The 25,853-nt window shown below is 64.9% G+C and carries 19 protein-coding genes; 9 read left to right on the top strand and 10 right to left on the bottom strand.

The features are described from left to right. The first annotated feature begins 140 nt into the window (after positions 1 to 140). The 4 genes from AC05QJ_RS25660 to AC05QJ_RS25645 all read left to right on the top strand — a co-directional run bounded on the left by AC05QJ_RS25660 (position 141) and on the right by AC05QJ_RS25645 (position 6,080). Complete coding sequence (locus AC05QJ_RS25660; RefSeq protein WP_476744039.1) at positions 141 to 1,319, top strand: TolC family protein; 1,179 nt, start codon at positions 141 to 143, stop codon at positions 1,317 to 1,319. Positions 1,320 to 1,385: 66 nt separating this feature from the next. Further along, positions 1,386 to 2,612, top strand: a complete 1,227-nt coding sequence (locus tag AC05QJ_RS25655; protein ID WP_476744038.1) for an efflux RND transporter periplasmic adaptor subunit — start codon at positions 1,386 to 1,388, stop codon at positions 2,610 to 2,612. A gap of 19 nt (positions 2,613 to 2,631) precedes the next feature. Further along, positions 2,632 to 5,775 (top strand): efflux RND transporter permease subunit, encoded by a 3,144-nt coding sequence (locus tag AC05QJ_RS25650; protein ID WP_476744037.1) that lies wholly within the window; start codon positions 2,632 to 2,634, stop codon positions 5,773 to 5,775. Between the two features lie 95 nt (positions 5,776 to 5,870). After that, positions 5,871 to 6,080 carry a hypothetical protein gene (locus AC05QJ_RS25645; protein WP_476744036.1) on the top strand — a complete coding sequence of 70 codons (210 nt, stop codon included), beginning with the start codon at positions 5,871 to 5,873 and terminating at the stop codon, positions 6,078 to 6,080. A gap of 114 nt (positions 6,081 to 6,194) precedes the next feature. Here AC05QJ_RS25645 and cmoB read toward each other — a convergent pair whose 3' ends face one another. Both cmoB and cmoA read right to left on the bottom strand, forming a co-directional pair. Continuing rightward, on the bottom strand, positions 6,195 to 7,151 hold the full coding sequence (cmoB, locus tag AC05QJ_RS25640; protein ID WP_476744035.1) for a tRNA 5-methoxyuridine(34)/uridine 5-oxyacetic acid(34) synthase CmoB: 957 nt from the start codon (positions 7,149 to 7,151) through the stop codon (positions 6,195 to 6,197). Next, complete coding sequence (gene cmoA / locus AC05QJ_RS25635) at positions 7,148 to 7,891, bottom strand: carboxy-S-adenosyl-L-methionine synthase CmoA (RefSeq protein ID WP_476744034.1); 744 nt, start codon at positions 7,889 to 7,891, stop codon at positions 7,148 to 7,150. The genes cmoB and cmoA overlap by 4 nt, the downstream gene beginning before the upstream one ends. A 177-nt stretch (positions 7,892 to 8,068) precedes the next feature. Between cmoA and AC05QJ_RS25630 the strand changes: the two genes are divergently transcribed. Beyond that, positions 8,069 to 9,334 (top strand): alpha-xenorhabdolysin family binary toxin subunit A, encoded by a 1,266-nt coding sequence (locus AC05QJ_RS25630; protein ID WP_476744033.1) that lies wholly within the window; start codon positions 8,069 to 8,071, stop codon positions 9,332 to 9,334. Beyond that, the gene (locus AC05QJ_RS25625; RefSeq protein ID WP_476744032.1) at positions 9,331 to 10,281 is read left to right on the top strand and encodes an alpha-xenorhabdolysin family binary toxin subunit B; all 951 of its coding nucleotides are present in this window, start codon (positions 9,331 to 9,333) and stop codon (positions 10,279 to 10,281) included. Before AC05QJ_RS25630 ends, AC05QJ_RS25625 begins: the two co-directional genes overlap by 4 nt. On the opposite strand, the gene AC05QJ_RS25620 is transcribed toward AC05QJ_RS25625, so the two are convergent. Beyond that, positions 10,278 to 10,676: a protease inhibitor I42 family protein gene (locus tag AC05QJ_RS25620; protein WP_476744031.1), complete on the bottom strand. Its 399-nt coding sequence runs from the start codon at positions 10,674 to 10,676 to the stop codon at positions 10,278 to 10,280. The genes AC05QJ_RS25625 and AC05QJ_RS25620 overlap by 4 nt on opposite strands. A gap of 122 nt (positions 10,677 to 10,798) precedes the next feature. Next, positions 10,799 to 13,222, bottom strand: coding sequence for an endopeptidase La (lon, locus tag AC05QJ_RS25615; RefSeq protein WP_476744030.1), 2,424 nt, complete (start codon positions 13,220 to 13,222; stop codon positions 10,799 to 10,801). Between the two features lie 180 nt (positions 13,223 to 13,402). On the opposite strand from lon, the gene AC05QJ_RS25610 reads away from it, so the two are divergent. After that, complete coding sequence (locus AC05QJ_RS25610; RefSeq protein WP_476744029.1) at positions 13,403 to 13,852, top strand: ubiquitin-conjugating enzyme E2; 450 nt, start codon at positions 13,403 to 13,405, stop codon at positions 13,850 to 13,852. Between the two features lie 90 nt (positions 13,853 to 13,942). Here AC05QJ_RS25610 and AC05QJ_RS25605 read toward each other — a convergent pair whose 3' ends face one another. The 3 genes from AC05QJ_RS25605 to AC05QJ_RS25595 form a co-directional block, all read right to left on the bottom strand. Then, complete coding sequence (locus tag AC05QJ_RS25605; RefSeq protein WP_476744028.1) at positions 13,943 to 16,360, bottom strand: glucose/quinate/shikimate family membrane-bound PQQ-dependent dehydrogenase; 2,418 nt, start codon at positions 16,358 to 16,360, stop codon at positions 13,943 to 13,945. 44 nt (positions 16,361 to 16,404) lie between these two features. Beyond that, on the bottom strand, positions 16,405 to 17,742 hold the full coding sequence (locus AC05QJ_RS25600; protein ID WP_476744027.1) for a carbohydrate porin: 1,338 nt from the start codon (positions 17,740 to 17,742) through the stop codon (positions 16,405 to 16,407). 229 nt (positions 17,743 to 17,971) lie between these two features. After that, a complete protein-coding gene (locus AC05QJ_RS25595) occupies positions 17,972 to 20,023 on the bottom strand; it encodes a TonB-dependent receptor (RefSeq protein WP_476744026.1) in 2,052 nt (683 codons plus the stop codon). Positions 20,024 to 20,188: 165 nt separating this feature from the next. On the opposite strand from AC05QJ_RS25595, the gene AC05QJ_RS25590 reads away from it, so the two are divergent. Together AC05QJ_RS25590 and AC05QJ_RS25585 are read left to right on the top strand one after the other, a co-directional pair. Next, the gene (locus AC05QJ_RS25590; RefSeq protein ID WP_476744025.1) at positions 20,189 to 20,422 is read left to right on the top strand and encodes a VF530 family protein; all 234 of its coding nucleotides are present in this window, start codon (positions 20,189 to 20,191) and stop codon (positions 20,420 to 20,422) included. Positions 20,423 to 20,429: 7 nt separating this feature from the next. Further along, positions 20,430 to 21,059 carry a Pr6Pr family membrane protein gene (locus tag AC05QJ_RS25585; RefSeq protein WP_476744024.1) on the top strand — a complete coding sequence of 210 codons (630 nt, stop codon included), beginning with the start codon at positions 20,430 to 20,432 and terminating at the stop codon, positions 21,057 to 21,059. A gap of 27 nt (positions 21,060 to 21,086) precedes the next feature. Here AC05QJ_RS25585 and AC05QJ_RS25580 read toward each other — a convergent pair whose 3' ends face one another. The 3 genes from AC05QJ_RS25580 to AC05QJ_RS25570 form a co-directional block, all read right to left on the bottom strand. Next, complete coding sequence (locus AC05QJ_RS25580) at positions 21,087 to 21,854, bottom strand: siderophore-interacting protein (RefSeq protein ID WP_476744023.1); 768 nt, start codon at positions 21,852 to 21,854, stop codon at positions 21,087 to 21,089. Further along, on the bottom strand, positions 21,851 to 22,396 hold the full coding sequence (locus AC05QJ_RS25575; protein ID WP_476744022.1) for a PadR family transcriptional regulator: 546 nt from the start codon (positions 22,394 to 22,396) through the stop codon (positions 21,851 to 21,853). Before AC05QJ_RS25575 ends, AC05QJ_RS25580 begins: the two co-directional genes overlap by 4 nt. A 226-nt stretch (positions 22,397 to 22,622) precedes the next feature. Then, positions 22,623 to 25,778, bottom strand: coding sequence for a biosynthetic peptidoglycan transglycosylase (locus tag AC05QJ_RS25570; RefSeq protein ID WP_476744021.1), 3,156 nt, complete (start codon positions 25,776 to 25,778; stop codon positions 22,623 to 22,625). Positions 25,779 to 25,853: the final 75 nt, after the last annotated feature.

The raw sequence follows: 25,853 nt of genomic DNA, 5'->3' as shown, positions 1-25,853 counted from the left end.
TTCAAAAACAGCGGCCCTGTCACTGGCAGGCGGGGTGCAGGGGGACAGCCATGGGGTGCACAGCAACGATCATTCATGGGCGCGCGAAGTCGTGCCGCAGACGGTACGGGGCGATCTGGCTCTGCCTGGCGTTGTGGGTGATGGCGCCGGGCGTCGGCGCTGCCACATTGACGCTCGATGACGCCCTGCGCACGGCGCGCGAGCACAACCCGGAACGCGCTGCGGTGCGCTGGGGCACCGAGATTGCCGCGGGCGAGCGTATCCAGGCCGGCGTGCTACCCAATCCCGAGCTGAGCTGGGAAGTGGAAGACACCCGTCGTGATACCCGGACCACCACCGTGACCCTCAGCCAGCCCATCGAGCTGGGCGGCAAGCGCGCTGCGCGGATCGCGCTGGCCGAACGTGGGCAGGGGCTGGCGGCACTTGAACTGGAGCGCCAGGACAATGCGCTGCGGGCCGATGTCACTGCTGCCTTCCATGATGCTGCCCGCGTCCAGGAGCAACTGGCGCTGGCGGGCCAGTCACTGCGCCTGAGCGAGCGCGGGCTGCAGGTGGTGCAGGGCCGGGTCAAGGCCGGCACTGCCTCGCCGATCGAGGCGACCCGCGCCCAGGTGCAGGTATCGCAGATGCGCCTGGAGCAGCAGCGTGCCGAGCAGGCGGTGGTGGTGGCCCACCGGCAACTGGCGACCGCCATGGGTATCGCACAGGTCGATTTCGAACGTGTCGAGCCGGCAATCCGCAGTCTGCCACCGGTGCCATCCACCGAGCGCCTGCTGGCGCGCCTGGAGCAGACCGTCGAGTTGCGCCTGGCCAGCCAGCAGATCGAGCAGAGCGAGGCGGCCCTCGGTGTGGCGCGCAGCCAGCGGATTCCCGATCTGACGCTGAGTGTCGGCAGCCAGTACAACCGCGCCGAACGCGACCGGGTCAATGTGCTGGGCGTGTCGATGCCGTTGCCGCTGTTCGACCGCAACCAGGGCAACGTGCTGGCGGCTGCCCGGCGCTCCGATCAGGCCCGCGACCTGCGCAACGGCACCGAGGTGCGGGTGCGCGGCGAAGTGATCCAGGCCCTGGCCCAATGGCGCAGCGCCGAGCATGAAGTGCGTTCGTTCGAGCGCTCGATCCTGCCGTCCGCCCAGCAAGCGGTAGAGGCCGCCACCCGCGGTTTCGAGCGCGGCAAGTTCGGCTTCATCGATGTCCTCGACGCCCAGCGCACCCTGGTCGAGGCCCGTACCCAGTACCTCGCGGCCCAGGCGTCGGGCACCGAAGCCCAGGCCCGCATCCAGCGGATCTTCGGCGAGCTGGCGAGTACCGGCCGCTGACCCCCGATCACCGAATCTGATTGCGCGCAGCGACCCGGGTCGCTGCGCCTTTGCCGAGGAATATGCATGAACGGAAAAACCATCACGCTGCTGTCCCTGACGCTGCTGCTCGGGCTTGGCCTGGGCACTGTGCTGGGCCAGCGCGGCACTGACACGCATCCCGAACCGGCCGCTGCCGCGTCCAGCCATGAGGAGCACGGTGAAGCCGGGCACGACGAAAGCGAGGAGGGTGAAGACGGCCATGGTCATGACGAAGCGCAAGCCGAAGAAGGCCAGGTCCACCTGAATGACGAGCAGATCGCCGTGGCCGGCATCGAACTGGCCACGGTGCAGACCCGCACGCTGAACCGCAGTCTGAACCTGCCGGGCGAAATCCGCTTCGACGAAGACCGCACGGCGCATCTGGTGCCGAGGGCCGCAGGCGTGGTGGAGTCGGTGGCGGTCAGCCTCGGTCAGCACGTCAAGGCCGGTGAACTGCTGGCGGTGATCGCCAGTCCGCAGGTTTCGGAGCAGCGCAGCGAACTGGCGGCCAGCCAGCGTCGGCTGGCGCTGGCCCGCAGCACCCTGGCACGGGAAAAGGACCTCTGGCAGGAGGGCATTTCCGCCGAGCAGGATTACCTGCAGGCGCGGCAGGCGCTGCAGGAAGCCGAGATCGCCGAGGCCAATGCCCGGCAGAAAATCAGCGCCCTGAGTGGCAGCGTGGTACTCGCGGGTGGCAATCGCTACGAACTGCGTGCGCCGTTCGCCGGGCAAGTGGTGGAGAAACACCTGGTGCCCGGCGAGGTGGTCAGCGAAAGCAGTGCGGCGTTCACCTTGTCGGACCTGTCGAAAGTCTGGGCCACCTTCGGCGTTGCGCCACGGGACCTGGCCTCGGTACGGGCCGGCATGCCGGTGCAGGTGGTGGCCAGTGACCTGGGCGAGCAGGTCGGCGGAACCATCACCCACGTCGGCAGCCTGCTGGGCGAGCAGACCCGTACCGCCACCGTCCGGGTGACCCTGGACAACCCGCGTGGCGCCTGGCGTCCGGGCCTGTTCGTGGCGGTGCAGGTGCCCACCGAGCGCCTGGCCGAAGCCCTGGCGGTACCGGAGCAGGCGCTGCAGACCCTCGAAGACAAACCCGTGGTGTTCGTGCGTACCGCCGACGGTTTTCTGGCCCAGCCGGTGCAGACCGGGGTGTCCGCCGACGGTTTCGTTCAGGTGAGCGGCCTGCAGGCCGGCCAGCAGGTCGCCGCGCAGGGCAGCTTCATCCTCAAGTCGGAACTGGGCAAGGCCAGCGCCGAGCACTCCCATTGAGCCGCCACAGGTAATCGACATGTTCGAACGCATCATTCAATTCGCCATCGAGCAGCGCCTGATCGTGCTGCTCGGTGTGCTGCTGATGGCCGGCCTCGGGCTGGCCAGCTACCAGAAACTGCCGATCGACGCGGTGCCGGACATTACCAATGTTCAGGTGCAGATCAACACCGCGGCCGATGGCTTTTCGCCGCTGGAAACCGAGCAGCGCGTGACCTTCGCCATCGAAACCGCCATGGCCGGTTTGCCCGGCTTGCAGCAGACCCGTTCGCTGTCGCGCTCGGGCCTGTCCCAGGTGACGGTGATCTTCGAGGACGGCACCGACCTGTTCTTCGCCCGGCAACTGGTCAACGAACGCCTGCAACTGGCGCGGGAGCAATTGCCAGAAGGTGTGGAAACGGCCATGGGGCCGATCTCCACCGGCCTCGGTGAAATCTTCCTGTGGACGGTGGAAGCCGACGACGATGCACGCAAGCCCGATGGCAGCCCGTACACGCCCACCGACCTGCGGGAAATCCAGGACTGGATCATCAAGCCGCAGTTGCGCAACGTCCGTGGCGTAGCCGAGATCAACAGCATCGGCGGTTTTGCCAAGGAGTACCAGATCGCCCCGGACCTCAAGCGGCTGGCGGCCTACAAGCTGACCCTGAACGATCTGCTCACTGCCCTGGAGCGCAACAACGCCAACGTCGGCGCCGGCTACATCGAGCGCCAGGGCGAGCAGTTGCTGATTCGCGCACCGGGCCAGCTCGGCGGCATCGACGACATCGCCAACACCGTACTGGCCAATGTCGATGGCACGCCGATCCGCATCCGCTCGGTGGCGGAGGTGGGTATCGGCCGCGAGCTGCGCAGCGGTGCCGCGACCGAGAATGGTCGCGAGGTGGTGCTCGGCACCGTCTTCATGCTGATCGGCGAGAACAGCCGCAGTGTGTCCCTGGCGGTGGCGCAGAAGCTTGAACAGATCAACAAGACCCTTCCGGCAGGGGTCAAGGCGGTGACGGTGTACGACCGTACCGACCTGGTGGACAAGGCCATCGCCACGGTGAAGAAAAACCTGGTGGAGGGGGCGATCCTGGTGATCGCGGTGCTGTTCCTGTTCCTCGGCAATATCCGCGCGGCACTGATCACCGCCATGGTGATCCCGCTGTCGATGCTGTTCACCTTCACCGGGATGTTCAGCAACAAGGTCAGCGCCAACCTGATGAGCCTGGGGGCGCTGGACTTCGGCATCATCGTCGATGGCGCCGTGGTGATCGTCGAGAACGCCATCCGCCGTCTGGCCCATGCGCAGCAGCACCATGGCCGGCTGCTGACCCGTGCCGAGCGCTTGCGGGAAGTCTTCGCCGCTGCCCGTGAGGCGCGGCGGCCGCTGATCTACGGGCAGTTGATCATCATGGTGGTGTACCTGCCGATCTTTGCCCTGAGCGGGGTCGAGGGCAAGATGTTCCACCCCATGGCCTTCACCGTGGTGATCGCCCTGCTGGGCGCGATGCTGCTGTCGGTCACCTTCGTACCGGCCGCCATTGCCCTGTTCGTCACCGGCAAGGTCAAGGAAGAAGAAAACGCTTTGATGCGCGGCGCCAAGCGCGGTTATGCGCCGCTGCTGCGCTGGGTGATGGGCCATCGCAACCTGGCCTTCGGTCTGGCCGCGGCCATGGTGGTGCTGTCCGGCGTGCTGGCGTCGCGCATGGGCAGCGAGTTCGTGCCCAGCCTCAGCGAAGGTGACTTCGCCCTGCAGGCCCTGAGGGTGCCGGGCACCAGCCTGAGCCAGTCGGTGCAGATGCAGCAGCAACTGGAGAAAAGCGTGATGGAGCAGGTGCCGGAAGTGCTGCGGGTATTCGCCCGTACCGGCACTGCCGAGATCGCCGCCGACCCGATGCCGCCGAACATTTCCGACAGCTACGTGATGCTCAAGCCGAAGTCGCAGTGGCCGGATCCGGGCAAGTCCCGCGAGCAGTTGATCGCCGATATCCAGCGCGCTGCCGCGCGGGTGCCAGGCAGCAACTACGAGCTGTCGCAGCCGATCCAGTTGCGTTTCAATGAGCTGATTTCCGGGGTGCGCAGCGATGTCGCAGTGAAGCTGTTCGGCGATGACATGGCGGTGCTCAACCGCACGGCCACGGAGGTTGCCGCTGCCCTGCAGAGCGTGACGGGGGCGTCCGAGGTGAAGGTGGAGCAGACCAGCGGGCTGCCGGTGCTGACCATCGATGTCGACCGCGAACGGGCGGCGCGCTACGGGCTCAACGTGGGTGACGTGCAGGACAGCATCGCGGTGGCGGTGGGCGGGCGCAAGGCCGGCATTCTTTATGAAGGCGACCGTCGTTTCGACCTGGTGGTGCGCCTGCCGGACGAGCTGCGTACGGACATCCAGGGCATCTCGCGCATGCTGATCCCGGTGCCGGCCGGCGGTGGCGCCGAGCAGATCGGCTTCATCAGCTTGGGCGATGTGGCGCAGGTATCGCTGGTGCAGGGACCGAACCAGATCAGCCGCGAGGACGGCAAGCGCCTGGTGGTGGTCAGCGCCAACGTGCGCGGTCGTGATATTGGCTCGTTCGTGGCCGAGGCCCAGGAGCGCCTCGATACCCGGGTGACGATTCCTGCGGGTTACTGGGCCAATTGGGGCGGCCAGTTCGAACAACTGCAATCGGCGGCTCAGCGCCTGAAGGTGGTGGTGCCGGTGGCCTTGCTGCTGGTGTTCGCCTTGCTGTTCATGATGTTCAACAACCTCAAGGACGGCTTGCTGGTGTTCACCGGCATTCCCTTCGCCCTGACCGGTGGCGTGGTCGCACTGTGGTTGCGGGATATCCCGCTGTCGATTTCCGCCGGTGTCGGCTTTATCGCCCTGTCAGGGGTGGCGGTGCTCAACGGCCTGGTAATGATCGCCTTCATCCGCAGCCTGCGCGAGCAAGGGCTGGGCTTGCGCCAGGCCATCGACGAAGGCGCATTGACGCGCCTGCGCCCGGTGCTGATGACCGCGCTGGTGGCGTCTCTGGGCTTTATTCCGATGGCCCTGGCCACGGGGACCGGCGCCGAGGTGCAGCGGCCGCTGGCGACGGTGGTGATTGGCGGGATCCTCTCGTCCACGGCCCTGACCCTGCTGGTGTTGCCGGCGCTGTACTACCGGGCTCACCGCCGCGACGAGGAGGGCGCGGCTGCATGATTGGCGCCGCCTTGCAGCACTGTAATGTGCGGCTCACCTTGTTGTTAGGCGGGCGTTCTTATGATCACTGTGAATTCATTCACGAGGTCAGCACCATGAACATCAGCAAATACGCCCTGATTGCCCTCCTTGCCTTGGGCAGCACCAGCGCCATGGCCGAAGGCGGCGCCGAGCGCTCCCGGTTGTTCGTCCAGCAGTTCAAGGAAAGCCAGGAGCAACTGTGGGGCGACAAGGGCAGCAAGGCGCAGAAGGCCGAACAGGTTGCCCAGAGCGATCAGCGCAAACCGCAAGGCGGCAGCAAGTAACACCCATTCACCGATCTGCTCCACAACTCCTTTGCAAGGTGAATGTTTTGGGCGCCCATTGAGGGCGCCCTTTTTTGTGGCGGTGCCTGAGGCCCTGATTGCCGAAAGCAATCCTTACTTGCGCGCCACCAGCACAGCCCGTCTCGGCGCTGGCAGGCCTTCGATGGTCAGGCTGTGGTCGTTGGGGTCGAGGAAGTCGCTGAGCGACTGGTAGCGCATCCATTCGGTGCTGCGCTGTTCTTCGACGCTGGTGGTGCTCACGTCCACGCAGCGTACATCCCGGAATCCGGCACGACGCAGCCAGCGCTCCAGCGCCGGAACCGAGGGCAGGAACCAGACGTTGCGCATCTGCGCGTAGCGGTCTTCCGGTACCAGCACCTGGTTTTCGTCGCCTTCGATCACCAGGGTTTCCAGCACCAGCTCCCCGCCCTTGACCAGGCAGTCCTTGAGCGCCAGCAGGTGCTCGATGGGGGAGCGACGGTGATAGAACACGCCCATGGAGAACACGGTGTCGAAACCTTCCAGGGCGGGCGGCAAGTCTTCGAGGGCGAACGGCAGGTGCCAGGCCGGCAGCTCCGGCAGGTAGCGCTGCACCGCCTGGAACTGGCAGAAGAACAGCCAGTTGGGATCGACCCCGATCACGCTGTCGGCACCGGCACCGAGCATGCGCCACTGGTAGTAGCCGTTGCCGCAGCCCACATCCAGCACGCGTTTGCCGCGCAGGTCCAGGTGGGGGGCGACCCGCGTCCATTTCCAGTCCGAGCGCCATTCGGTATCGACGTGCACGCCGAACAGGTCGAACGGCCCCTTGCGCCAGGGCGACAGGCCCATCAGCGCCGTGCGGGCCTGCTCGCGGGTAGCGGGGTCGCAGTCGAAGTCCAGGCGCAGGCCGTTGACCAGATCGACCGCACTTGGCGTCAGTGCCGGCAGGCCATCCAGCGCGCTTTGCCAGCGTTCAAGGTCGCCATGGCCCTTTTCCAGCTTGGCGTCGAGTTGTGCTTGCAGGCCTTGCGACCAGTGCGCCAGAGGCGTGCCCGCCAGACGGCGGACCAGGGGAGACAGATCGATCATGGCAGGGCAATCAGGGAGGCGAAGTTGAGACACTGGAACCACGGCACCACCTTGCTGAAGCCCGCGGCCAGCAGGCGTTCGCGGTGTTCTTCGAGGCTGTCGGGTTTCATCACGTTTTCGATGGCACTGCGTTTCTGGGCGATTTCCAGTTCGCTGTAGCCGTTGGCGCGTTTGAAGGCGATGTGCAGGTCGGTAAGCAGGGCATGCTCCTCGGCATCGCCGAAGCGCAGCTTCTCCGAGAGGATCAGCGCACCGCCGGGTACCAGCGCCTGGCGGATCTTGCCCAGCAAGGCCAGGCGTGCGCCCGGCTCGATGAACTGCAGGGTGAAGTTCATCGCCACCACCGACGCCGCTTGCAGGCGCAGGGCGGTGATATCGGCTTCGATCACCTCGACCGGCAGCAGCTCCTGGTACATCGCGTCCTGAGCCTTGAGGTACTCGGCGCAGCGCTCGACCATCGCGGCCGAATTGTCCACCGCCAGCACCCGGCAGCCATCGGTGCGCACATGCCGGCGCAGGGCCTGGGTTACCGCGCCGAGGGAACTGCCCAGGTCGTAGAGCAGGGTGTCGGGGCGGGCGAACTGCGCCGCGAGCACGCCGATGTTCTCGACGATGGTCGGGTAGCCCGGTACCGAGCGCTTGATCATGTCGGGGAACACGCGCACCACGTCTTCGTTGAAGGCGAAGTCGGGTACCCGCTCCAGCGGGGCGGAGAATAGACGGTCGGGTTCTTGGCTCACGGTCAGTACACGGGGTGATCGAAACGGGGCGACATTCTAGCCAAGCAGGGAAGCGATGCCTATGCCTTGCCGGACGAGGGGCCGGCTTCAGCGGGTTTAACCGGATGTTTCCGGCTGCTGGCGGTGGAATCCGGCGACTCCGCGGCTTCTGCCAGGGGCTTAGGGTGGTGCTCTGTCATGCCAGCCATGACGGCAATGGTCCAGGACGGATCTTTTCACGAGGGCATCAAGATGAACGCAGTTGAGCAAAATCCGTCGTTGCGGGACATGAGTGTCCAGCAGCGGGCGGAGTTCGCACCGAAACAGTATTTCGGTGTGATCGCTAATGACGATGTCAGCAGCACGATGCAGCCGGGGCTGATTTTCACCGCCGATAACCTCCGGGTCATCAAGCGCTACGTCGAATATGTCTATCGCTTGCCGAAAGATATCGACGAGATCACCCGGGGCCACGACTACAGCCTGGTGGGAATCGACCCGGCCCAGTTGCAGAATCACTACAAGAGTCTGCGCAGGCATGCCGACGCCTGGGTTGTTCTGGAACGGGAAACCAAGAAACTGGGCGCCCAGTTGGAGAGTTTCGCCGACCAGTTCATCGAGCAAGGCAATCAGTTGGTCGACGGCCTGAAGAAACTTGCCGGCTACGGCCAGCTCAGCCAACGCCTGAGTGGTGTTGTGGACGAGGTCACGCTGACCCATACGAGGTTCCAGCCGCTGGGTAGCGAGGATCGCCAGCAGATTGTCACGCTCGGCGCCCATCTGGAGCTCATCCGCGAGGATATTGCCGAGGTCAAGCAGGAGATCGCGTTGATCAGGGGGCGAGCCTCCTGGTTCGCCGAGGCCGTGGTGAAGCAATTGAGGCCGGAAGTCGATGCCTTGATGCTACGTATCAACAGCGTGGATGTGGCGAAGAGAATCAACGAGCTGCGCCAGCAGATTGCCTTGCTGGACGTAGACATCGAGCAAAGGAATGGCGAATACCAGGCACTGGTGGGCTATGCCTTTACTGGTTTGCTGTTCGGCCCGATCGGTGTCGCGATCACCGGTGGCGTGTTCGGCTCCAAGGCGGAAGAAGTGCGCCGAGCCAAGAATGAGCTCATCACTCGCCGCAGTGGCTTTGCCGAGGCCGTCGCCTCCATCAATCCCATGATTGGCGACCTGGAGCGCACCGCTTCGCAGATTGCCGACCTCAAGTTCCGCCTGACGGATGTGCAGACCGCTGCACAGAACCTCGAAGACGTGTGGGGCCTGCTCCAGGTGTATGTGCAAGAGTCGGAAGAGGAGATGGGTCGGATCCGGACGGATATCGAACTGGCGCGGTTCATCCAGCGCTTCGACCGGGTGGTCCGCCCCTGGGTGCGTATCCGCGGCCTCTCCATGCAACTGTCGCGGATCTTCAACACCGCTATTGATGAAATTCGCAAGGAAGGAGTTTCACGATGAGTCATTCGATCCCCCCGCTGTCCGATTACCCGATGCCTTCCGTGGTGCGTATGAACGCGTTGCGTGAGGACTTTCTTGACCTGCTCTATTCCGGCACTGGCGACCTGTTGCCAGCGGTGGTCGAGGCGCTGCAGAACCTGCTCGCGAGCCTGCGCGACAGCGAGCGGCTGCTGGCCGATCAGGTCCGCGCCGGCCTGGTGTCTCTCGACAATCACCGCTGGGACGAGCCCGCAGCCGCAGGGCTGGACGATCTGGAACAGGATGCACAACGCGATGTGCAGCGTCTGGCCAGCCGGGGCAAGGCCATCGCTGACAATCTGCTTGCCCTGGAAAAGATACGGCTGCCGGCGGTGGCCCAGCGCATCGCGATGCTCACCGAGCAGCGCAGCACGCTGGAGGCGGCGATGCAGACGCAGCAGGCCCGGATCGAGCGCCTCGACGCCCAGGTGGTGGAGATGAACGTGGTCATCAATGCGTTCGACACCCCGGGGCTGATCAAGCTCTTCAACGGTCTGATCCCCCTGGAGCAGGATATCGACCTTGTGACGAAAACCCTGGCGACCGGCGTCGTGAGTCCCGCGCTGCTGAAAGCCGCGTCGGCTCGCTTTGTCGAGAACCTTTCCGGCATCGTCGAGGGGCGCAAGCTGACGGACGTGATCAAGGCACGTAACCGCCTGGTCGATGAACGCAACGCGATGGGCCTGGAGCGTCAGGCATGGCAGACGACCCTGGAAGGTTACTCCAGGGAGCTGGCGCAGTTGCCGAATGTGGCCGCGCTGGATGCCTTGCGCAGCCAGTGGCTGGAGCAGGCGCAGCTCCTGTCGCGCACCTGGACGGCGCAGGTGGATGACATGAAGCGCCAGACCAGCCTCGACGAGTTGGCCAGTCGGCTGTCATCGATGACGCATTATCTGCTGGCGGTACGTCGTTTGTATGAGGCGGCCTAGTGGACGGACACTTGGCAGTCGAACGTCCTGGCAGGCGCCGCCTGTGTATCCCAGGGCTGCTGATAGACCAGCACCAGATGGCCTTCGCCGGCTTGCCGGGCCCTGAAGCGCCAGGTTGATTGACCGGCGCTGCCGACCATGCCACCGGCCTCGGGGTTGCTGTAGACCTCAGGGCCGAGCGGCGTCAGCACTTCGGTACCGGCGCTCTCTACTCGCCAGCGGTAGCCGGTGCTGGGGTTGCTGGGCAGGGTCAGGGTCAACGGCTGGCCGACACTCAGTTGCAGCGGGCACTCGCGTTGGCTTTCGACGATCAGGGTTTCGGTGTGCACGGCATCGCGCGAACAGGCGGCCAGCAGGCCCAGGCCCAGCAGCAGGGCGGTACGGCGGAAGGTCATGGTCACTCCGGAGCGCGGGGGATGGCCGGAGCTTAAACCGGATGTGCTGCCAGGGGCTACAGGCATGAACCTGTGGCAGCGAGCGGGCTCGCTGCCACAGGGGTGTCATCAGCCTGATGTAATCAGGCGAACAGCACCTTCGCCACGTCGCCGAAGCGCTTGGCGAAATGCACGGTCAGGCCCTCTTTCAGATACTCCGGCAACTCCAGGAAGTCGCCGCGGTTGGCCTCCGGCAGGATCAGTTCGAAGATCTTCTGCCGCCGCGCCGCGATGACTTTTTCCCGTACGCCGCCGATGGGCAGCACATGCCCGGTGAGGGTCATCTCGCCGGTCATGGCCACGCCTTTTTTCGGCGCCTGGTCGCGGGCCAGGGACAGCAGGGCGCTGGCCATGGTGATACCGGCGCTCGGGCCGTCCTTGGGCGTGGCGCCTTCCGGCACGTGCAGGTGAACGAAGGCTTCGTTGAAGAAGCCCGGATCGCCGCCAAACTGCTTCAGGTGCGAACTGACGTAGCTATAGGCGATCTCGGCGGACTCCTTCATCACGTCACCCAGTTGCCCGGTCAGCTTGAAGCCGCGGTTGAGGGTGTGGATGCGCGTCGCTTCGATCGGCAGGGTGGCGCCTCCCATGCTGGTCCAGGCCAGGCCGGTGATCACGCCTTTGCCGGCCAGGACCTGTTCGCTGCGGAACACTGGCATGCCCAGCGCTGCTTCGAGGTCTTTCGGGCCGATCCTGATCTTCGCGTCCGGCTCGTCCAGCAGGCGGACCACGGCCTTGCGCACCAGCTTGCCCAGTTGCTTCTCCAGTTGCCGCACACCGGCTTCGCGGGCATAACCCTCGATCACCGCGCGCAGGGCGGCGTCACTGATGCTCAGGCTGGTTTTCGCCACGCCGGCCTTTTCCAGTTGCTTGGGCCACAGGTGACGCTTGGCGATGGCCAGCTTTTCCTCGGTGATGTAGCCGGACAGGCGGATCACTTCCATGCGGTCGAGCAGCGGGCCGGGAATGGAGTCGAGGGTGTTGGCGGTGCAGACGAACAGCACTTTGGACAGGTCCAGGCGCAGGTCGAGGTAGTGGTCGAGAAAGTCGACGTTCTGCTCCGGGTCGAGGGTCTCCAGCAGCGCCGAGGCGGGGTCGCCCTGGTAGCTCTGGCCCATCTTGTCGATCTCGTCGAGCATGATCACCGGGTTCATCACTTCGACGTCCTTCAGCGCCTGCACCAGCTTGCCCGGCTGGGCGCCGATGTAGGTACGGCGGTGGCCCTTGATCTCGGCCTCGTCGCGCATGCCGCCGACGCTGAAACGGTAGAACGGCCGGCCGAGGGATTCGGCGATGGATTTGCCGATGCTGGTCTTGCCCACGCCGGGCGGGCCCACCAGCAGCACGATGGAGCCGCTGATCTCGCCCTTGTAGGCGCCGACGGCGAGGAATTCGAGGATGCGGTCCTTGATGTCGTCGAGCCCGGCGTGATGCTGGTCGAGGACTTTACGGGCGTGCGCGAGGCTGAGCTTGTCGGTGCCGTAGACGCCCCAGGGCAGCGCGGTGGCCCATTCCAGGTAGTTGCGGGTGACGGCGTATTCCGGCGAGCCGGTTTCAAGGATCGCCAGCTTGCCCATTTCCTCGTCGATGCGTTTCTGCGCGGCCGCGGGGAGGGTCTTGCCTTCGAGACGCTGCTTGAACTGCTCCAGGTCGGCGCTGCGGTCGTCCTTGGTCAGCCCCAGTTCCTGCTGGATGACCTTGAGCTGCTCCTTGAGGAAGAACTCACGCTGGTGCTCGCCGATCTGCCGGTTCACTTCGGCGGAGATCTCGTTCTGCAGGCGCGCGACTTCCACTTCCTTGCGCAGCATCGGCAGGACTTTCTCCATGCGCTTGAGCATCGGCACGCAGTCGAGGACTTCCTGCAACTGGGTGCCGGTGGCGGAGGTCAGGGCGGCGGCGAAGTCGGTCAGCGGCGACGGGTCGTTGGGGCTGAAGCGGTTGAGGTAGTTCTTCAGCTCTTCGCTGTACAGCGGGTTGAGCGGCAGCAGTTCCTTGATCGCGTTGATCAGGGCCATGCCGTAGGCCTTCACCTCGTCGGTGGGTTCGGCGGGCTGGTGCGGGTATTCGACTTCCACCAGGTAAGGCGGGCGATGGTGCTTGAGCCAGGTACGGATGCGCACCCGGGTCAGGCCCTGGGCGACGAACTGCAGCTTGCCGTTTTCCCGGCTGGCGTGGTGCACCTTGACCAGCGTGCCGTACAGCGGCAGGACCGAGGTATCGAAATGACGGTGGTCTTCCACCGGCGTGTCCATGAAGAACAGCGCCAGGCTGTGGTGTGGCGTCTTGGCCACCAGGTCCAGGGTTTCTGCCCAGGGTTCTTCGTTGACGATCACCGGCAGGACCTGCGCGGGGAAGAACGGGCGGTTGTGGATCGGGATCACGTAGACCTTGTCCGGCAATTGCTGGCCGGGCAGGGCGAGGGTGCGACCGGTCGGGTCGTGGTCTTCGAGGTGTTCGACTTCGGCGTATTCGTCTGGGTGTTCCGGTAGATCCTGCTGGTCGCTCATGGGGCACCTGCGTGAATGACTATGGTGCTTAGATGGGGCGGTCGGGAGGTGGTTTCAATGCCTGAGGGCTTTTGTCGGGAAGCCCGGATGAAAGATTCATTCTAGTGCAGGTGCAGGAAGATGATTGCCAAATGCTACTGTGTCGGGATCGCCGGTCAATCGAGCTGAAGGGAGAAAAGCATGGACAGTGCACTGAAGCGTATCCACCGGGAGTTGCAGGACATCAGCAAGGACCCGCCGGCCAATTGCAGCGCCGGACCGCTCGGTGATGATCTGTTTCACTGGCAGGCGACGGTGATGGGGCCTTTGGGCAGTGCGTACGAAGGCGGGGTGTTTTTCCTGGATGTGCTGTTTCCGAAGGACTATCCCTTCAAGCCTTTGCAACTGAGGTTCAAGACACCGATCTGGCATCCCAATATCGGCGAAGACGGCGAGGTGGGGCTGGATATCCTCGACGAGAACTGGACCCCGGCGTTGACGCTGGCGAAGATGCTGTTGAGCGTCATGGCCTTGCTGGCCGATCCGGACCCGCGTGGGGCCTTGCGTCTGGAGGCGGTGCTGGAGTTCCAGCGGGCGCGGGCGGAGTTCGACAGGAAGGCGCGGGAGTGGACGCGCAGGTTCGCCCTGTAGCGTTGTTGTGAACTCAAGGGCCCTATCGCCGGCAAGCCGGCTCCCACAGGGGCTGTGGGAGATGGCTGGCGACAAGGCCCTCGGTATCACTCAGTTCGGCAGTTTATAGGCGATGATGTAGTCGCCCATTTTGGTACCCAGCGAACCGTGGCCGCCGGCGGTCACCAGCACGTACTGCTTGCCGTCCTTGCCGGTGTAGGTCATCGGCGTCGCCTGGCCGCCAGCCGGCAGGCGGGCTTTCCACAGCACTTCGCCGGTGTTCACGTCATAGGCCCGCAGGTATTGGTCCAGGGTGCCGCTGAGGAAGCCCAGGCCGCTGGCGGTGACGATGGAGCCGCCCATGCTCGGCACGCCGATCGGCAGGCCAATCGGGATCGGCGAGCTGTCGCGGCTGGTGCCGTTCTTGTGTTTCCACACCACTTTGTTGCTGAGCAGGTCGATACCGGCCACGTAGCCCCAGGCCGGTGCCTGGCACGGCACGCCCAGTGGCGACATGAACGGGTGCATGATCACTGCGTACGGCGCGCCAGTGTTGGGCTGCACACCGCTGGTCTCGCTTTCGCGCTTGCTGCCTTCGGCCACCTCGGCACGCGGCACCATCTTCGATACGAAGGCCATGTAGTTGGGGCTGGTGAACAGCAACTGACGCACCGGATCCACCGAGACGCTGCCCCAGTTGAATACGCCGACGTTGCCCGGGTAGACCAGCGAGCCCTGCACCGACGGCGGGGTGTACTGGCCTTCGTAGCGCAGCTCGCGGAACTGGATGCGGCAGAGCATCTGGTCGAACGGCGTCGCGCCCCACATGGCTTGCTCGGTGAGGTCCGGCGCCAGCAGGTTGAGGTCGGAGCGGGCCTGGGTCGGTGCGGTGTGGTCGCCTTCGACCGCGCCCTGGGGCACCGGGATCTCGTTGATCGGCACGATCGGCGTGCCGTCGCGGCGGTCCAGTACGTACAGGCTGCCCTGCTTGGTCGGTGCGATCAGCGCGGGTTTCACGCCGTCGGCGGTCTTCAGGCTGAGCAGGGTCGGCTGGCTGCCGACGTCCATGTCCCACAGGTCGTGGTGGGTGAACTGGTAGTTCCAGCGCACCTTGCCGGTGGCGAGATCAAGGGCGACGATGCCGGCGCTGAATTTCTCCGCGCCCGGGGTGCGGTCGGCGCCCCACTGGTCCGGGGTCTGGTTGCCCAGGGGCAGGTAGATCATGCCGAGGTTTTCGTCGACGCTGGCCAGCGACCACATGTTCGCCGAGTTGCGGCTGTAGGTCTTGCCCGGCGCCAGTGGCGCGGTTTCGGTCGGGTTGTTGCTGTCCCAGTTCCACACCAGGCGGCCGTCATGAACGTCGTAGGCGCGGATCACGCCGGACGGTTCGTTGGTCGATTCGTTGTCGGTGACGTGGCCGCCGATGATCACCAGGCTGCGGGTGATGGCTGCCGGCGAGGTGGAGTAGTAGCCGCCGGCGGTGAACGGGCCGATGCCTTGGGTCAGGTCGATCACGCCCTGGTTGCCGAAGCCTTCGCAGACTTTGCCGTTGTCGGCGTTGAGCGCGATCAGGCGGGCGTCGGCGGTGGGCAGGTAGAGACGGCGCGGGCAGGCGCGGGCCACGGCCTGGCCGGCTTCGGAGACTTTCGGTGCCGGGCTGCCGTCGGCGTTGACGTAGCTGTTTTCGTCGTAATAGGAGACGCCGCGGCAGGTCATGTGGGCGAAGCCCTTGAAGCCCGACGGGCTCTTGATCTGCGGGTCGAAGCGCCAGATCTCGGCGCCGGTGTCCGGGTCCAGGGCCAGCACCTTGCTGTGGGCGGTGCAGGCGTAGAGCTTGCCGTTGACCTTCAGCGGGGTGTTCTGGTTGGTCAGCTCGACCGGGTCGTTCTCGGTGGGCATGTCGCCGGTGCGGATGCGCCAGGCTTCTTCAAGCTGATAGATGTTGGTCGGGGTGATCTGCCGCAGCGGCGAGTAGCGATCGCCGAACTCGGTGCGGCCGTAGGCTTGCCATTCGCCGTCGGGCATGTCCGGCGCGGTGCTGAACAGGGTGGTGGTATCGCGGCCCAGTTCGCCCTTGATTTCACCCGGATGGGTGAACTGGCTGGCGATGGCGGTGGCGCCGGAGGCCACCACGGCGAGGCTGAGCACGGCGATGTTGGTCTTGGCCGGCTGGCCGGTCAGGCCACGCAGCGGACGGCGCGCCCACGGCAGCAGCAGGACTACGCCGATGGCGAACCACAGCGACAGCCGCGGCACCAGTTGCCACCAGTCCAGGCCGACTTCCCACAGCGCCCAGGCGGTGCTGCCCAGCAGCACCAGGCCGTAGAAGCCGAGGGCGTGCTTGCGCAGGGCCAGCAGCATCACGCCGGACACGGCGAAGCCGATCCCGGCGATCAGGTAATACAGCGAACCGCCCAGTTGCATCAGCTTGATGCCGCCGGCCACCAGGGCCATGCCCATCAGCAACAGCAGCACGCCGAGCAGCCTCGGCAGCCAGCGGTGTTTAGTCGGGGCACCCACAGTGCTCATCGTCCGTTCTCCATCAGGTTGAAATCTTCAGGCCCTCGGGCCGCTCAAAAGTTGCTCTGGATCTTCAGGCCGCCAATCAATGCGTCGTCCACCTCGCCGACTCCGCCCGGATGGCGGATGTATTGCAGGTTGGGACGCACGGTGAGCCAGTCGGCCAGGTGAATGCCGTAGTACAGCTCGGCGCTGTATTCGGTGTCCTGGACCGGCACGAAGGCGGGATCGTTGTAGTCATCGAGGCCGCTGGCGGCGTTGCGCGCTTCGGCGTTCTTGCGGTAGGCGGGGTTGACGTGCACGCGGGCGAGGGCGAATCCGATATCGTCCTGGCTCCGAGCGTCGAACGGCCCCCTGTACACCACACCTGCCTGCACATAGTTGTCGATGGCATTGGTCTTCTTGTCGTGCAACGTGGCGTTGGCGAAAACGCTCAGGCCACGCGAATGGTCGGTCGCCAGCGACGTCACCTGCTGCTGCGCCCCCAGCCAGAACCCGTGCTTGCCCCCGTGGCGGGCATAGTCCTGGCCGCTCAGTGCGGCGGGTTGATCGTCGCGGTCGCGGTAAACATCGTTTGCCCTGGCATTACTGTAGTAGTAGCCGGCGCGATATTCCCCCTTCAGGCCCCCGATCGACGGGCTCCAGACCAGTTCGAGCGGAAACAGGGCGCCCTGGGTGCCGCTGCCGCTGAGCTTGAAGCCGTTCTGGCGCTCCAGGTTCGACGGGTTCTGTTCGAAGGCGCCGACCTGGGCATACAGCTCGGGACTGATGGTGTAGCGGATCCGCGCCGCCCATTGGCTGACCGGCCAGTTGTACCAACTGTCGCCGACCCAGTTGCCCACCTGCGAGCCGCAGAACGCCAGGTTCTGGAAGTCGCAGGGGAAGCTGTTGAAGTCCTCGCCTTCGCCGAAGCGGCCGACCTTGAGGTCCAGCGCGCCGTCGAAGTACTTCTGCTTGATCCACAACTGCGTCAGCCGCCAGGTCTGGCCGCGGCCCCAGACTTCCTGGGCCGAGGTGAAGCCGCCGACCCGCGGGTCGTTGAGGCGGTCGTTGCTGATGTTGTTGCCGTGGCGCTCGGTGACGGTCAACTGGAACTCGGTGGCGTCCCAGCCGAGGATCTTCTGCAGGTCCAGGTGGCTGCCGAAGGCGAACTGGTCGCTGTAGCGCGCAGTGCGATCGTGGTCGTGGCCGCCGTGCAGGTTGCTGCCCATTTCCCCGGTGTAGGTGAGGCTGAAGTCGTAGCCACGGGCAGCGAGGTCGCTGCGGTTGCCGTTCCAGTCGCCGAACATCCACGGCGAGTCGGTTTCGAACGGCGAGGCGCCGTGCGCAGTGCTGGCGAACGCACACAGCAGAGGCGTGGCAAGGAGGCGGGAAAGCGGGAAGCGAGGCATGAGATAGCGCTATCTTTTGATTGTTGAAAAAACGACGAATGTCCCGGCGGATGAAATATCGCCGGGATTCTGTAGTGAATAGGTTGGGTTAAGCGTTTCAGCTCGGGGCGGGAGGATATAGAGGAACTGCAGGGTTGGGAAGGTCGGGTGAGGCGATGGAGTGTTGTGGCATTGGTAATAATCGGTGTGCCTCATCGCTGGCAAGGCCAGCGGTGAGGCACACCGCGGATCAGAAGGTGGTACGCAACCCGACCTCGACACTGCGCCCTGCCGCCGGCGCGATATCCCGCAGGATCGAGCTGGCATAGCGCACGGTCTGGTCCGTCAGGTTCTCGCCGCGCACGAATGCCAGCCACTCGCTTTCGCCGACATTGAAGCGATAGCCCAGGCTCGCACCGAGGGTGGTGTAGCCGTCGGTGCTGGTTTCGTTGGCGGGCTTGCGGTGCTGGGACGCGGCGTGTTGCACGTCGACTCGCGCCTGCCAGCGATCCAGATTCCACACCAGTCCGCTGTTTAGGCGCAGTGGCGCGATGCGCGGCAGGTCTTCGCCGGTGTCGAGGTTCTTGGCCCGGGTGTAGTCGCCGGACAGCTCCAGGGCGAAGCTGCCGTAGCGGTTTTCCAGCAACTGCCAGCGATCCTGTGCCTCGATGCCGTAGAAGCGTGCGCGCACGCCGCTGTAGAGGTATTCCGGGATGTCACCGTCATGATCGTGGTCATGGTCGTGATCATCATGATCGTCGTCGCCGTGATCGTGGCCTTCACGCATCTCGCCGCTGGCCAGCAGGCCGATGTAGTTGCGGAAGTGGCTGTAGAACACACCGACGCTGCCCTTGTGGGTGCCGTTGTCGAAACGCAGCGCCAGGTCGGCGGCGATGGCTTTCTCCTTCGACAGGTTCGGGTCGCCCACTTCATAGCTGCCGGTGGCAACGTGGGCGCCGTTGGCGTACAGCTCGTAGAAGGTCGGGGCGCGCTCGGTGTAGCCGAGGCTCGCGGCCAGCGACCAGATCGGGGTCAACTGGTACACCGCGCCGGACGACAGGCTGGCGGCGGTGAAGCTGCTGGAGCTGTCGGCCTCGGCGAAGCGTTCGTTGCCATTGGCGTCCGGGTCGATACGGGTATGTTCCAGGCGCCCGCCGAGGCTCAGGGCCAGACGGTCGGTGGCTTGCCACTGCTCCAGCACGAACAGGGCGACGCTGTCGGTGTCGGTCTGCGGAACGAAGGCTTCCTCGCCCAGGGCCGAGAACTCGTTGCGGCTGACCTGCGCGCCGATCACGCCTTCGACGGGGCCGAGCGGTTGGTGCCGGGCTTCGACACGGGCTTCGTAGCCCTTGTTCTTGAAGGTGGTGTGGACCTCGCCTTCTTCCAGTTCGCGGTGCTGGTAATCGGTGTAGCCGAGGTCGAACTTCAGCGAGCTGAACGGGCCTTCAAGGTCGCGGATCTCGGAGGCGAAGCCGTAGTGGTCCTGTTCCATCGCCAGGCGCACGCCGGGTTCGGCCACCGAGCCGTAGTTGCTGTCGTAGCGGCTGTAGGACACGCCGGTGTAGCCGTGCTCCCAGGTGTAGGAGCCGCCGATGGCACCGCCGTCCTGGCGACCGTCGCTGTTTTCCAGACGATGGCGGCTGCCGGGTTCGTCGGCATCGCGGACTTTCGAGCTTTGTGCGTAGCCGGGAATGCGCAGGTCATTGAACTGCCGGCTGTTGGCGTCCAGGTGCAGGGCGAAACGGCCGTCGCCCGCTTCCAGTTTGCCCGCCGCGCTGCGGGTGGTGTCGGCGCCGCCGTAGCGCAGTTCGCCGGCACCGTGGATGCCTTCGATGGCCTCGGTGGGGATGCGGTTGTCGAAGGTATTTACCACGCCGCCAATGGCGCTGCCACCGTAGAGCAGGGCGGCGGGACCACGAACGATTTCCACGCGATCGACGTTTACCGGATCCAGCGGCACGGCATGGTCATAGGAGAGTGACGAGGCATCCAGCGCGCCGACGCCGTTGCGCAGCAGGCGGATGCGGTCACCGTCCAGGCCGCGAATGATCGGCCGGCTGGCGCCAGGGCCGAACCAGGTGGACGAAACGCCCGGCTGGTTGTTGAGGGTTTCACCGAGGCTGCCTTTCTGTTGCAGCAGCAGTTGATCGCCTTCGAGCACGCTGCTTGGGGTGGCCAGTTGCGCGTTGCCCAGCGGGTTGCCGGTGACCACCTGGGTCTGCAGTTCCACGGCGTGGCTCGGCGCAGATGCGAGCCACAGCGCGGCGGCGAGGGGAGAAAGGGGAAGGGAGAGGTAACGCATGCGGGGTCCTTGGCAGAGGTCATTTATCGTTACACTATAACATTGCCGTGAAATCAAAATGCAATCCCTCTCATTGCGCAGGACGCCAGCTAGACTGCGGGAAGCATTTGCCCCGGCGCCGAAAGGGGCCTAAGGTGCGCACCTTCGTTTGGCTGGAGCCCTGGCATGACTGCCACTGACAAGAATCCGCTGCATGGCGTGACCCTGGAACAGATCCTCAATGCCCTGGTGGCCCGCTACGAGTGGCCGGGGCTGGCGCAGCGCATCGACCTGCGCTGCTTCAAGAGCGACCCGAGCATCAAGTCGAGCCTGACCTTCCTGCGCAAGACGCCCTGGGCGCGGGAGAAAGTCGAAAGCCTCTACCTGAAGATGCTGCGTGACATCAAGCGCGAACAGTGAGCCGCTGATGCTGCGATTGTGGACCGGCGCGGCAGCCTGCCTGGGCTGGTTTGCCCTGGCGGTGCAGATGTACCTGGTGCTCTGGTCGCGCTGGCAGGAGCAGGCCAGCCTGCTGGGCGGGCTGGTGAACTTTTTCGGGTTCTTCACCGTGCTCAGCAATATCCTGGTGGCGACCGTCTTTACGTACTCGGCTTTCGGCCGCCAGTCGCCGGCGCGGCGCTTCTGGCTGTCGCCGGCAGTCGGTGGCGGGGTGCTCGTCAGCATTCTGTTCGTGGCCATCGCCTACAGCCTGTTGCTGCGCCATCTCTGGCAACCGCAGGGCTGGCAGTGGCTGGCGGACGGCTTGCTGCACGATGTGATGCCGCTGCTGTTCGCGCTGTACTGGTGGTGGCGGGTGAAAAAAGGGGAATTGCGGATCAGCCACCTGTGGGCCTGGATGCTCTATCCGCTGGGGTATTTCGGCTACGCGCTGCTGCGCGGTCATCTGGTGGGGTTCTACCCGTACCCGTTCATCGACGTTGCCGCGCTGGGCTATGTCCGGGTATTGCTCAATGCACTGGCGATGCTCGCCGCGTTCATCATCCTCGGTGCAGGTGTCATCGCGCTGGATCGCTGGCGAGGCCGGCGTCCGGGCTAAGCCGGAACGCAGCCCCGAACGACGGGATCACTCGTCCGCAGTGCCATCTGCTCGCCAGTAGGCAGCTGCTTTCAAGCAGTCTTCCGACACGCCTTTTTGCTCCAGCAGCAACGCCTTGGCCTGGCGTGTCAGGGCTTTTTCCAGCGCCACCCAGGCGTACAGCTTGCCTTCGGGCAGTTGCAGGCCGGCCAGCACCTCCAGCACCGACTGCCGGTGCCGCTCGACCCAGATCACGTTGACGTCGGCCTTGCTTGGCAATGGCTGGCGTTCCTGCGCGTCCTCGATCTCGACTACGGCGATCACCTTGCGCCCGGCCGGGAGTTCTTCCAGGCGGCGGCCGATGGCCGGAATGGCGGTCTCATCGCCTACCAGCAGGTAACTGTCGAAGATATCCGGCACCACCAGCGAGCCTCGTGGCCCGGCGATGTTGAGCCGGTGGCCGGGCGCCGCCTGGGCGGCCCAGGTCGAGGCAGGGCCGTCGCCATGCAGGACGAAGTCCAGGTCCAGTTCGTTGTTGACCAGGTCGATGCGCCGCGGGGTGTACTCGCGCATCGTCGGTTTCACGCCTTCACGGGGCAGGTCGACGGCGTCCATGGCCGCCTGCTCTTCGGCATTGTTGGCGAACAGCAGTTTGATGTGGTCATCGCTGCCGAGGCTGATGAAACCTTGCAACTGGGCCCCACCCAGCGTGATACGACGCATGCGCGGGGTCAGGTCGGTGACGCGCAGCACGGTCAGCTGGCGGTGTTTGATCTCGTGCATCACGCGGTGAATGGTGTTTTCGCTAGCAGTCATTCGGAAGGCTCCTGAACAGGGGAGGTTGTAGGTCCGGCAACAATGGCTTTCGCGGTTTCGTTGAGCAGGGTGCGTACCCGCTCGATTTCTTGTGGGTTCCAGCGTCCGCTGTGCATCTGCAGGGCGTGACGCAGGTTGTGAACGGCTTCGTGGATTTCCGGTGGGCGGTCATGGCCACGCAGCGAACGCTTGCTGACTTCGATGCGCATGCGCACGCCGTCCAGCGCCACGGCCTGCTCTTTCAGGGACTCGCGGCCGGCGTCGGTGGCCTGGTAAAGCTTCTTGCTGCCGTGGATCTGGCCGGTGATGAGTTCGCTTTCTTCAAGGAACGTCAGGGTCGGATAGATGACACCGGGGCTCGGGCTGTAGTTGCCATCGAACAGCGATTCGATCTGGCGGATCAGGTCGTAGCCATGGCAGGGCTGCTCGGCGAGCATCGACAGCAGAAGCAGCTTCAGGTCGCCGGGTGCGAACACCCGCGGGCCCCGGTCACCGCGTTCGCGGCGGCGTTCGAAGCCTTCGGATTGGGGGAAATCGCGCATGAGGAGTCTCCTGTGTGCTGTCGATATGTCTCAAGATATTACTCAAGATATATCTTAATGCAAGTCGGAGAGCTGACTGACCGGGGTGATGGGGTGGTTGAAGTGGCCTCATCGCTGGCAAGGCCAGCTCCCACAGGATCCCCTGCAAAGCCTGAAATAGAGGCCAGCAGGGAGCCCCGTGAGAGCTGGCCTTGCCAGCGATGAGGCCCTGAAGGGCGACAAAAAATCAGTGCGCCTGCGTCACGCTGGACCCAGGCTCGGCCATCACCGGCGGCGCACACAGGGTGTTGCCGCCCGGCTGCAGATACGGCAGCAGGATCGGCGCCATGCCCTTGAGCACCTGCACCGGCAGCGCCGAGGTGAATTTGAACGACTCCGCTGCACGCCCCGGCACGAACGCGGTGAGGGTGCCGAAGTGGTTGTCGCCCAGATAGAACACGAAGGTCGCGGTACGGTTCAGCGAGCGCGAACCGATCAACCGACCGCCGGCGCCGAAGCTTTCGATACGGTTGTCGCCGGTCCCGGTCTTGCCGCCCATGGTCAGGATGGTGCCGTCGTTGAGCTTGAACGCCCCGGACACGCGCCGCGCCGTACCGGCATCCACCACCTGCGACATGGCCCCACGCAGCGCCCTCGCCACCTCCACCGAGAGCACCCGCTCGCCACGGTCCGGGTCACCGGCCAGACGCACCTCATAGGGCGTGCCAGCGGCGAAGTGCAGGGTGTCGATGCGCAGCACCGGCAGGCGCACGCCGTCGTTCTGGATGATCCCCACCAGCTCGGCCAGCGCTGCCGGACGGTCGCCGGAACTGCCGATGGCGGTGGCCAGCGACGGCACCAGGTGATCGAAGGGATAGCCGACCCGCTTCCAGCGCGCGTGAATATCGAGGAACGCCTCCACTTCCACCAGCGTGCGGATGCGGCTGTCGCGGGCCCCCTTGTGCTTGCTCTTGAACAGCCAGCCATAGACTTCCTGACGCTCGAAGTGGCTGGCCAGCACCGCCTCCTGGAAGCTGGCGCTCGGGTGCTTGAGCAGGTAGCCCAGCAGCCACAGGTCCAACGGGTGGGCCTTGGCGATAAACCCTTGGTCAGGCAGGTCGTACTTGCCGGGACCGTAGGCGATGTACAGGTCTTCCAGGCGGCCGTCGCTGAGCGGGTCTTTCTTGCCGGCTGCCGGCTTGGACACCAGCCCCTCTTTTTTCATGTGGGCGCGGACGAAGGCCTTGAAGGTGTCTTCGTTCGCCTCGGGGAACAGGTAACGGTGCACGGCGGCCAGGCGGATCGGGGTGACCCGCAGACCGTCGAGGAAGGTATCGAGGCGTTCCTGGGAGGTCTTGCGCTGGTACTTTTTCCAGAACCGGCGCAGGAAATCGGTGCCTTCGCGGTCGGCGAAACGTGCCAGGTATTCCTGACGACGCGGCTCGGCATCGTCCTTGAGCAGTGCCGAACTGTTGCCCGGCGCCTGATAGGTGCTGTAGCGCACCAGGTCGCGCATCAGGCGAATGAACGGCAGGTTGATGGACTCGCGCAACGAGTCCTTCAGGCTTGGAATGCGGCCGTTGTCTTCCTTGCGGAAGTTGTTGAACACATGCAGCCCGCCACCGGTGAAGAACGCCTCGCCGGGACTGGCGGAATACTTGCGCTCCAGCGCCGCGTCGAGCATTGCGGTGATGTTGCGGTCCTTGTTCTGGATCAGCCAGTCGATGGCCCAGCGGGTGATGAAGTCCAGCTCGGCCACTTCGACTTTCTTCAGCTCCGGCACGCTCAGGTTGCCGTAGCGATCATGCAGCTCGGAGATGATTTCCAGATAGCTGGTCAGCACCCGCAGCTTGGCGGTGGAGCCCAGTTCCAGCTTGCTGCCTTCGTTGATGTCGAACGGCTGGTCGGTGCTGTCGGTCTGTACCCGTACCCGCGAGCCGTCGGCAGTGCGCTCCATCAGGGTGAAGCTGTAGCGCACCTGGGTGGTACTGGTGGGGGTCAGCAGGCGCTCGCCCATCAAGCCCATTTTGGCCGCGAATTCCGGGTCGGCGAGGTGTTTGAGGTAATCGCTGATCTGGGTCTGCAGCCCCGATTGCAAGGTGCTGGTGGCCGACAGGTCGAGGCGGTCGAGGTCGTACAGCGGCCGGTTGAGCATGGTCGACAGCCGGCTGCGGGCGACGCTGATGCCCTTGTTGGTGACGATCGGCACGATGGTCGGCTGCGCCACCCAGTCGCGGTAGATGGCCTTGCTGGCCAGGGCAGCGTCGGCCAGCGGCTGGTCGATGATGTTGTTGGCCGCCAGCAGGCGCACATGGCTGTCGGTCAGGGTCGCCAGTTCGTTGCGGCCCTTGGCGAGGAAGTGCGAAGGGCGTCGCTGGGCGATCATCAGCGACAGCACCTGGCGCAAGGCCAACCCACGGGCGGCGAGGGTTTGCGGATCGGTGGCGTCCGACGCCAGCAAGCGGTTGACCTCGGCGAAGTCGGCGCCGTACCAGACCCGCAGGCCCTCGGCCATGCCGTGCACTTCGCCGTGGCCGGGCACCGCCGACAGCGGCACGCTGTTGAGGTAGTCGCGCACGATGCGCTGGCGGGCCTCCAAGGTTTGCGGGCCGTCCTGGTAGGCGCGCACGCTGGCGGAAATCATCTGGCGGATCTTCTCCGAGCCAGACACGGTCAGGCCGTCCGGGGAGTGCCGGTATTTTTCCAGTTGCGTGGCCAGGGTGCTGCCGCCCGCCGACTGACCGGGCAGCGCCAGGTACTTGGCGATCTGGGTGTAGGCCGCCTTGGCGAAGCGCGGCCAGTCCACCGCCGGGTTGCCATTGGGGTCGTTGGGATCGAGCAGGTCGCGGTTCTCGATGAACAGCAGGCTGTGCACCATCACTGGCGGGATCGAGGCAAAGTCCGGGTACAGGTGCTGCGGATAGTTGTACTGGTAGAGCACGTCGCCGCTGCAATCGGTGATGCTCAGGCCAGCCTGGATCTTCTCGGTATAGGGTACGAAGAAGCCGTGATCGACGTAGTTCATCAGCGCGGGCGAGAAACGGGTCTGTTCCACGATCACGTAGTCGCGCTTGAGCAGGCGCGGAATGAATTCTCCGAGGGCGCTGTAGCCCAGGCGTTTGTCGAACGGCCCCTCGCCGGGGTAGACCATGGCGTCGGTAGGGCCCTTGTGCATGGAATAGGCAAGGGTCGCGGCGAACTTGCTGAACTCCCGCGACTGCAGGCGCGAGGTCTGCATTTCCTTGTAGGCGGCATACCCAAGCAGCGCCAGGGTGACCAGCACGATCAACGCGATGAACCACCACAGGTAGCGCAGGCTGGAGCGGCGGGGCGACGGCGGTACTTCCTTTTCCTCAGAGGTGGCTAGGGTGTTTTCATGATCCGAGTGCCACTGTGCGCCCATAGTCTTACGCCTGGTGTCATATTTTCCTATTGCTTGCCTGAAGCTTAGACGCTGGTCGGGGGTGGTGAAAAAATT

The organism is Pseudomonas sp. TUM25319 (assembly GCF_056388475.1).
The sequence above is the reverse complement of the archived record's forward strand: the minus strand, read 5'-3'. Positions and strand labels throughout refer to the sequence as shown.

Coding starts and splice junctions, on each gene's coding strand:
- AC05QJ_RS25590 (WP_476744025.1), top strand. CDS start 20,189: ATGACTGCCACTGACAAGAATCCGCTGCATGGCGTGACCCTGGAACAG.
- AC05QJ_RS25595 (WP_476744026.1), bottom strand. CDS start 20,023: ATGCGTTACCTCTCCCTTCCCCTTTCTCCCCTCGCCGCCGCGCTGTGG.
- AC05QJ_RS25625 (WP_476744032.1), top strand. CDS start 9,331: ATGAGTCATTCGATCCCCCCGCTGTCCGATTACCCGATGCCTTCCGTG.
- AC05QJ_RS25620 (WP_476744031.1), bottom strand. CDS start 10,676: ATGACCTTCCGCCGTACCGCCCTGCTGCTGGGCCTGGGCCTGCTGGCC.
- AC05QJ_RS25580 (WP_476744023.1), bottom strand. CDS start 21,854: ATGACTGCTAGCGAAAACACCATTCACCGCGTGATGCACGAGATCAAA.
- AC05QJ_RS25570 (WP_476744021.1), bottom strand. CDS start 25,778: ATGGGCGCACAGTGGCACTCGGATCATGAAAACACCCTAGCCACCTCT.
- AC05QJ_RS25630 (WP_476744033.1), top strand. CDS start 8,069: ATGCCAGCCATGACGGCAATGGTCCAGGACGGATCTTTTCACGAGGGC.
- AC05QJ_RS25600 (WP_476744027.1), bottom strand. CDS start 17,742: ATGCCTCGCTTCCCGCTTTCCCGCCTCCTTGCCACGCCTCTGCTGTGT.
- lon (WP_476744030.1), bottom strand. CDS start 13,222: ATGAGCGACCAGCAGGATCTACCGGAACACCCAGACGAATACGCCGAA.
- AC05QJ_RS25605 (WP_476744028.1), bottom strand. CDS start 16,360: ATGAGCACTGTGGGTGCCCCGACTAAACACCGCTGGCTGCCGAGGCTG.
- AC05QJ_RS25645 (WP_476744036.1), top strand. CDS start 5,871: ATGAACATCAGCAAATACGCCCTGATTGCCCTCCTTGCCTTGGGCAGC.
- AC05QJ_RS25610 (WP_476744029.1), top strand. CDS start 13,403: ATGGACAGTGCACTGAAGCGTATCCACCGGGAGTTGCAGGACATCAGC.
- AC05QJ_RS25575 (WP_476744022.1), bottom strand. CDS start 22,396: ATGCGCGATTTCCCCCAATCCGAAGGCTTCGAACGCCGCCGCGAACGC.
- cmoB (WP_476744035.1), bottom strand. CDS start 7,151: ATGATCGATCTGTCTCCCCTGGTCCGCCGTCTGGCGGGCACGCCTCTG.
- AC05QJ_RS25650 (WP_476744037.1), top strand. CDS start 2,632: ATGTTCGAACGCATCATTCAATTCGCCATCGAGCAGCGCCTGATCGTG.
- AC05QJ_RS25585 (WP_476744024.1), top strand. CDS start 20,430: ATGCTGCGATTGTGGACCGGCGCGGCAGCCTGCCTGGGCTGGTTTGCC.
- AC05QJ_RS25660 (WP_476744039.1), top strand. CDS start 141: ATGGCGCCGGGCGTCGGCGCTGCCACATTGACGCTCGATGACGCCCTG.
- AC05QJ_RS25655 (WP_476744038.1), top strand. CDS start 1,386: ATGAACGGAAAAACCATCACGCTGCTGTCCCTGACGCTGCTGCTCGGG.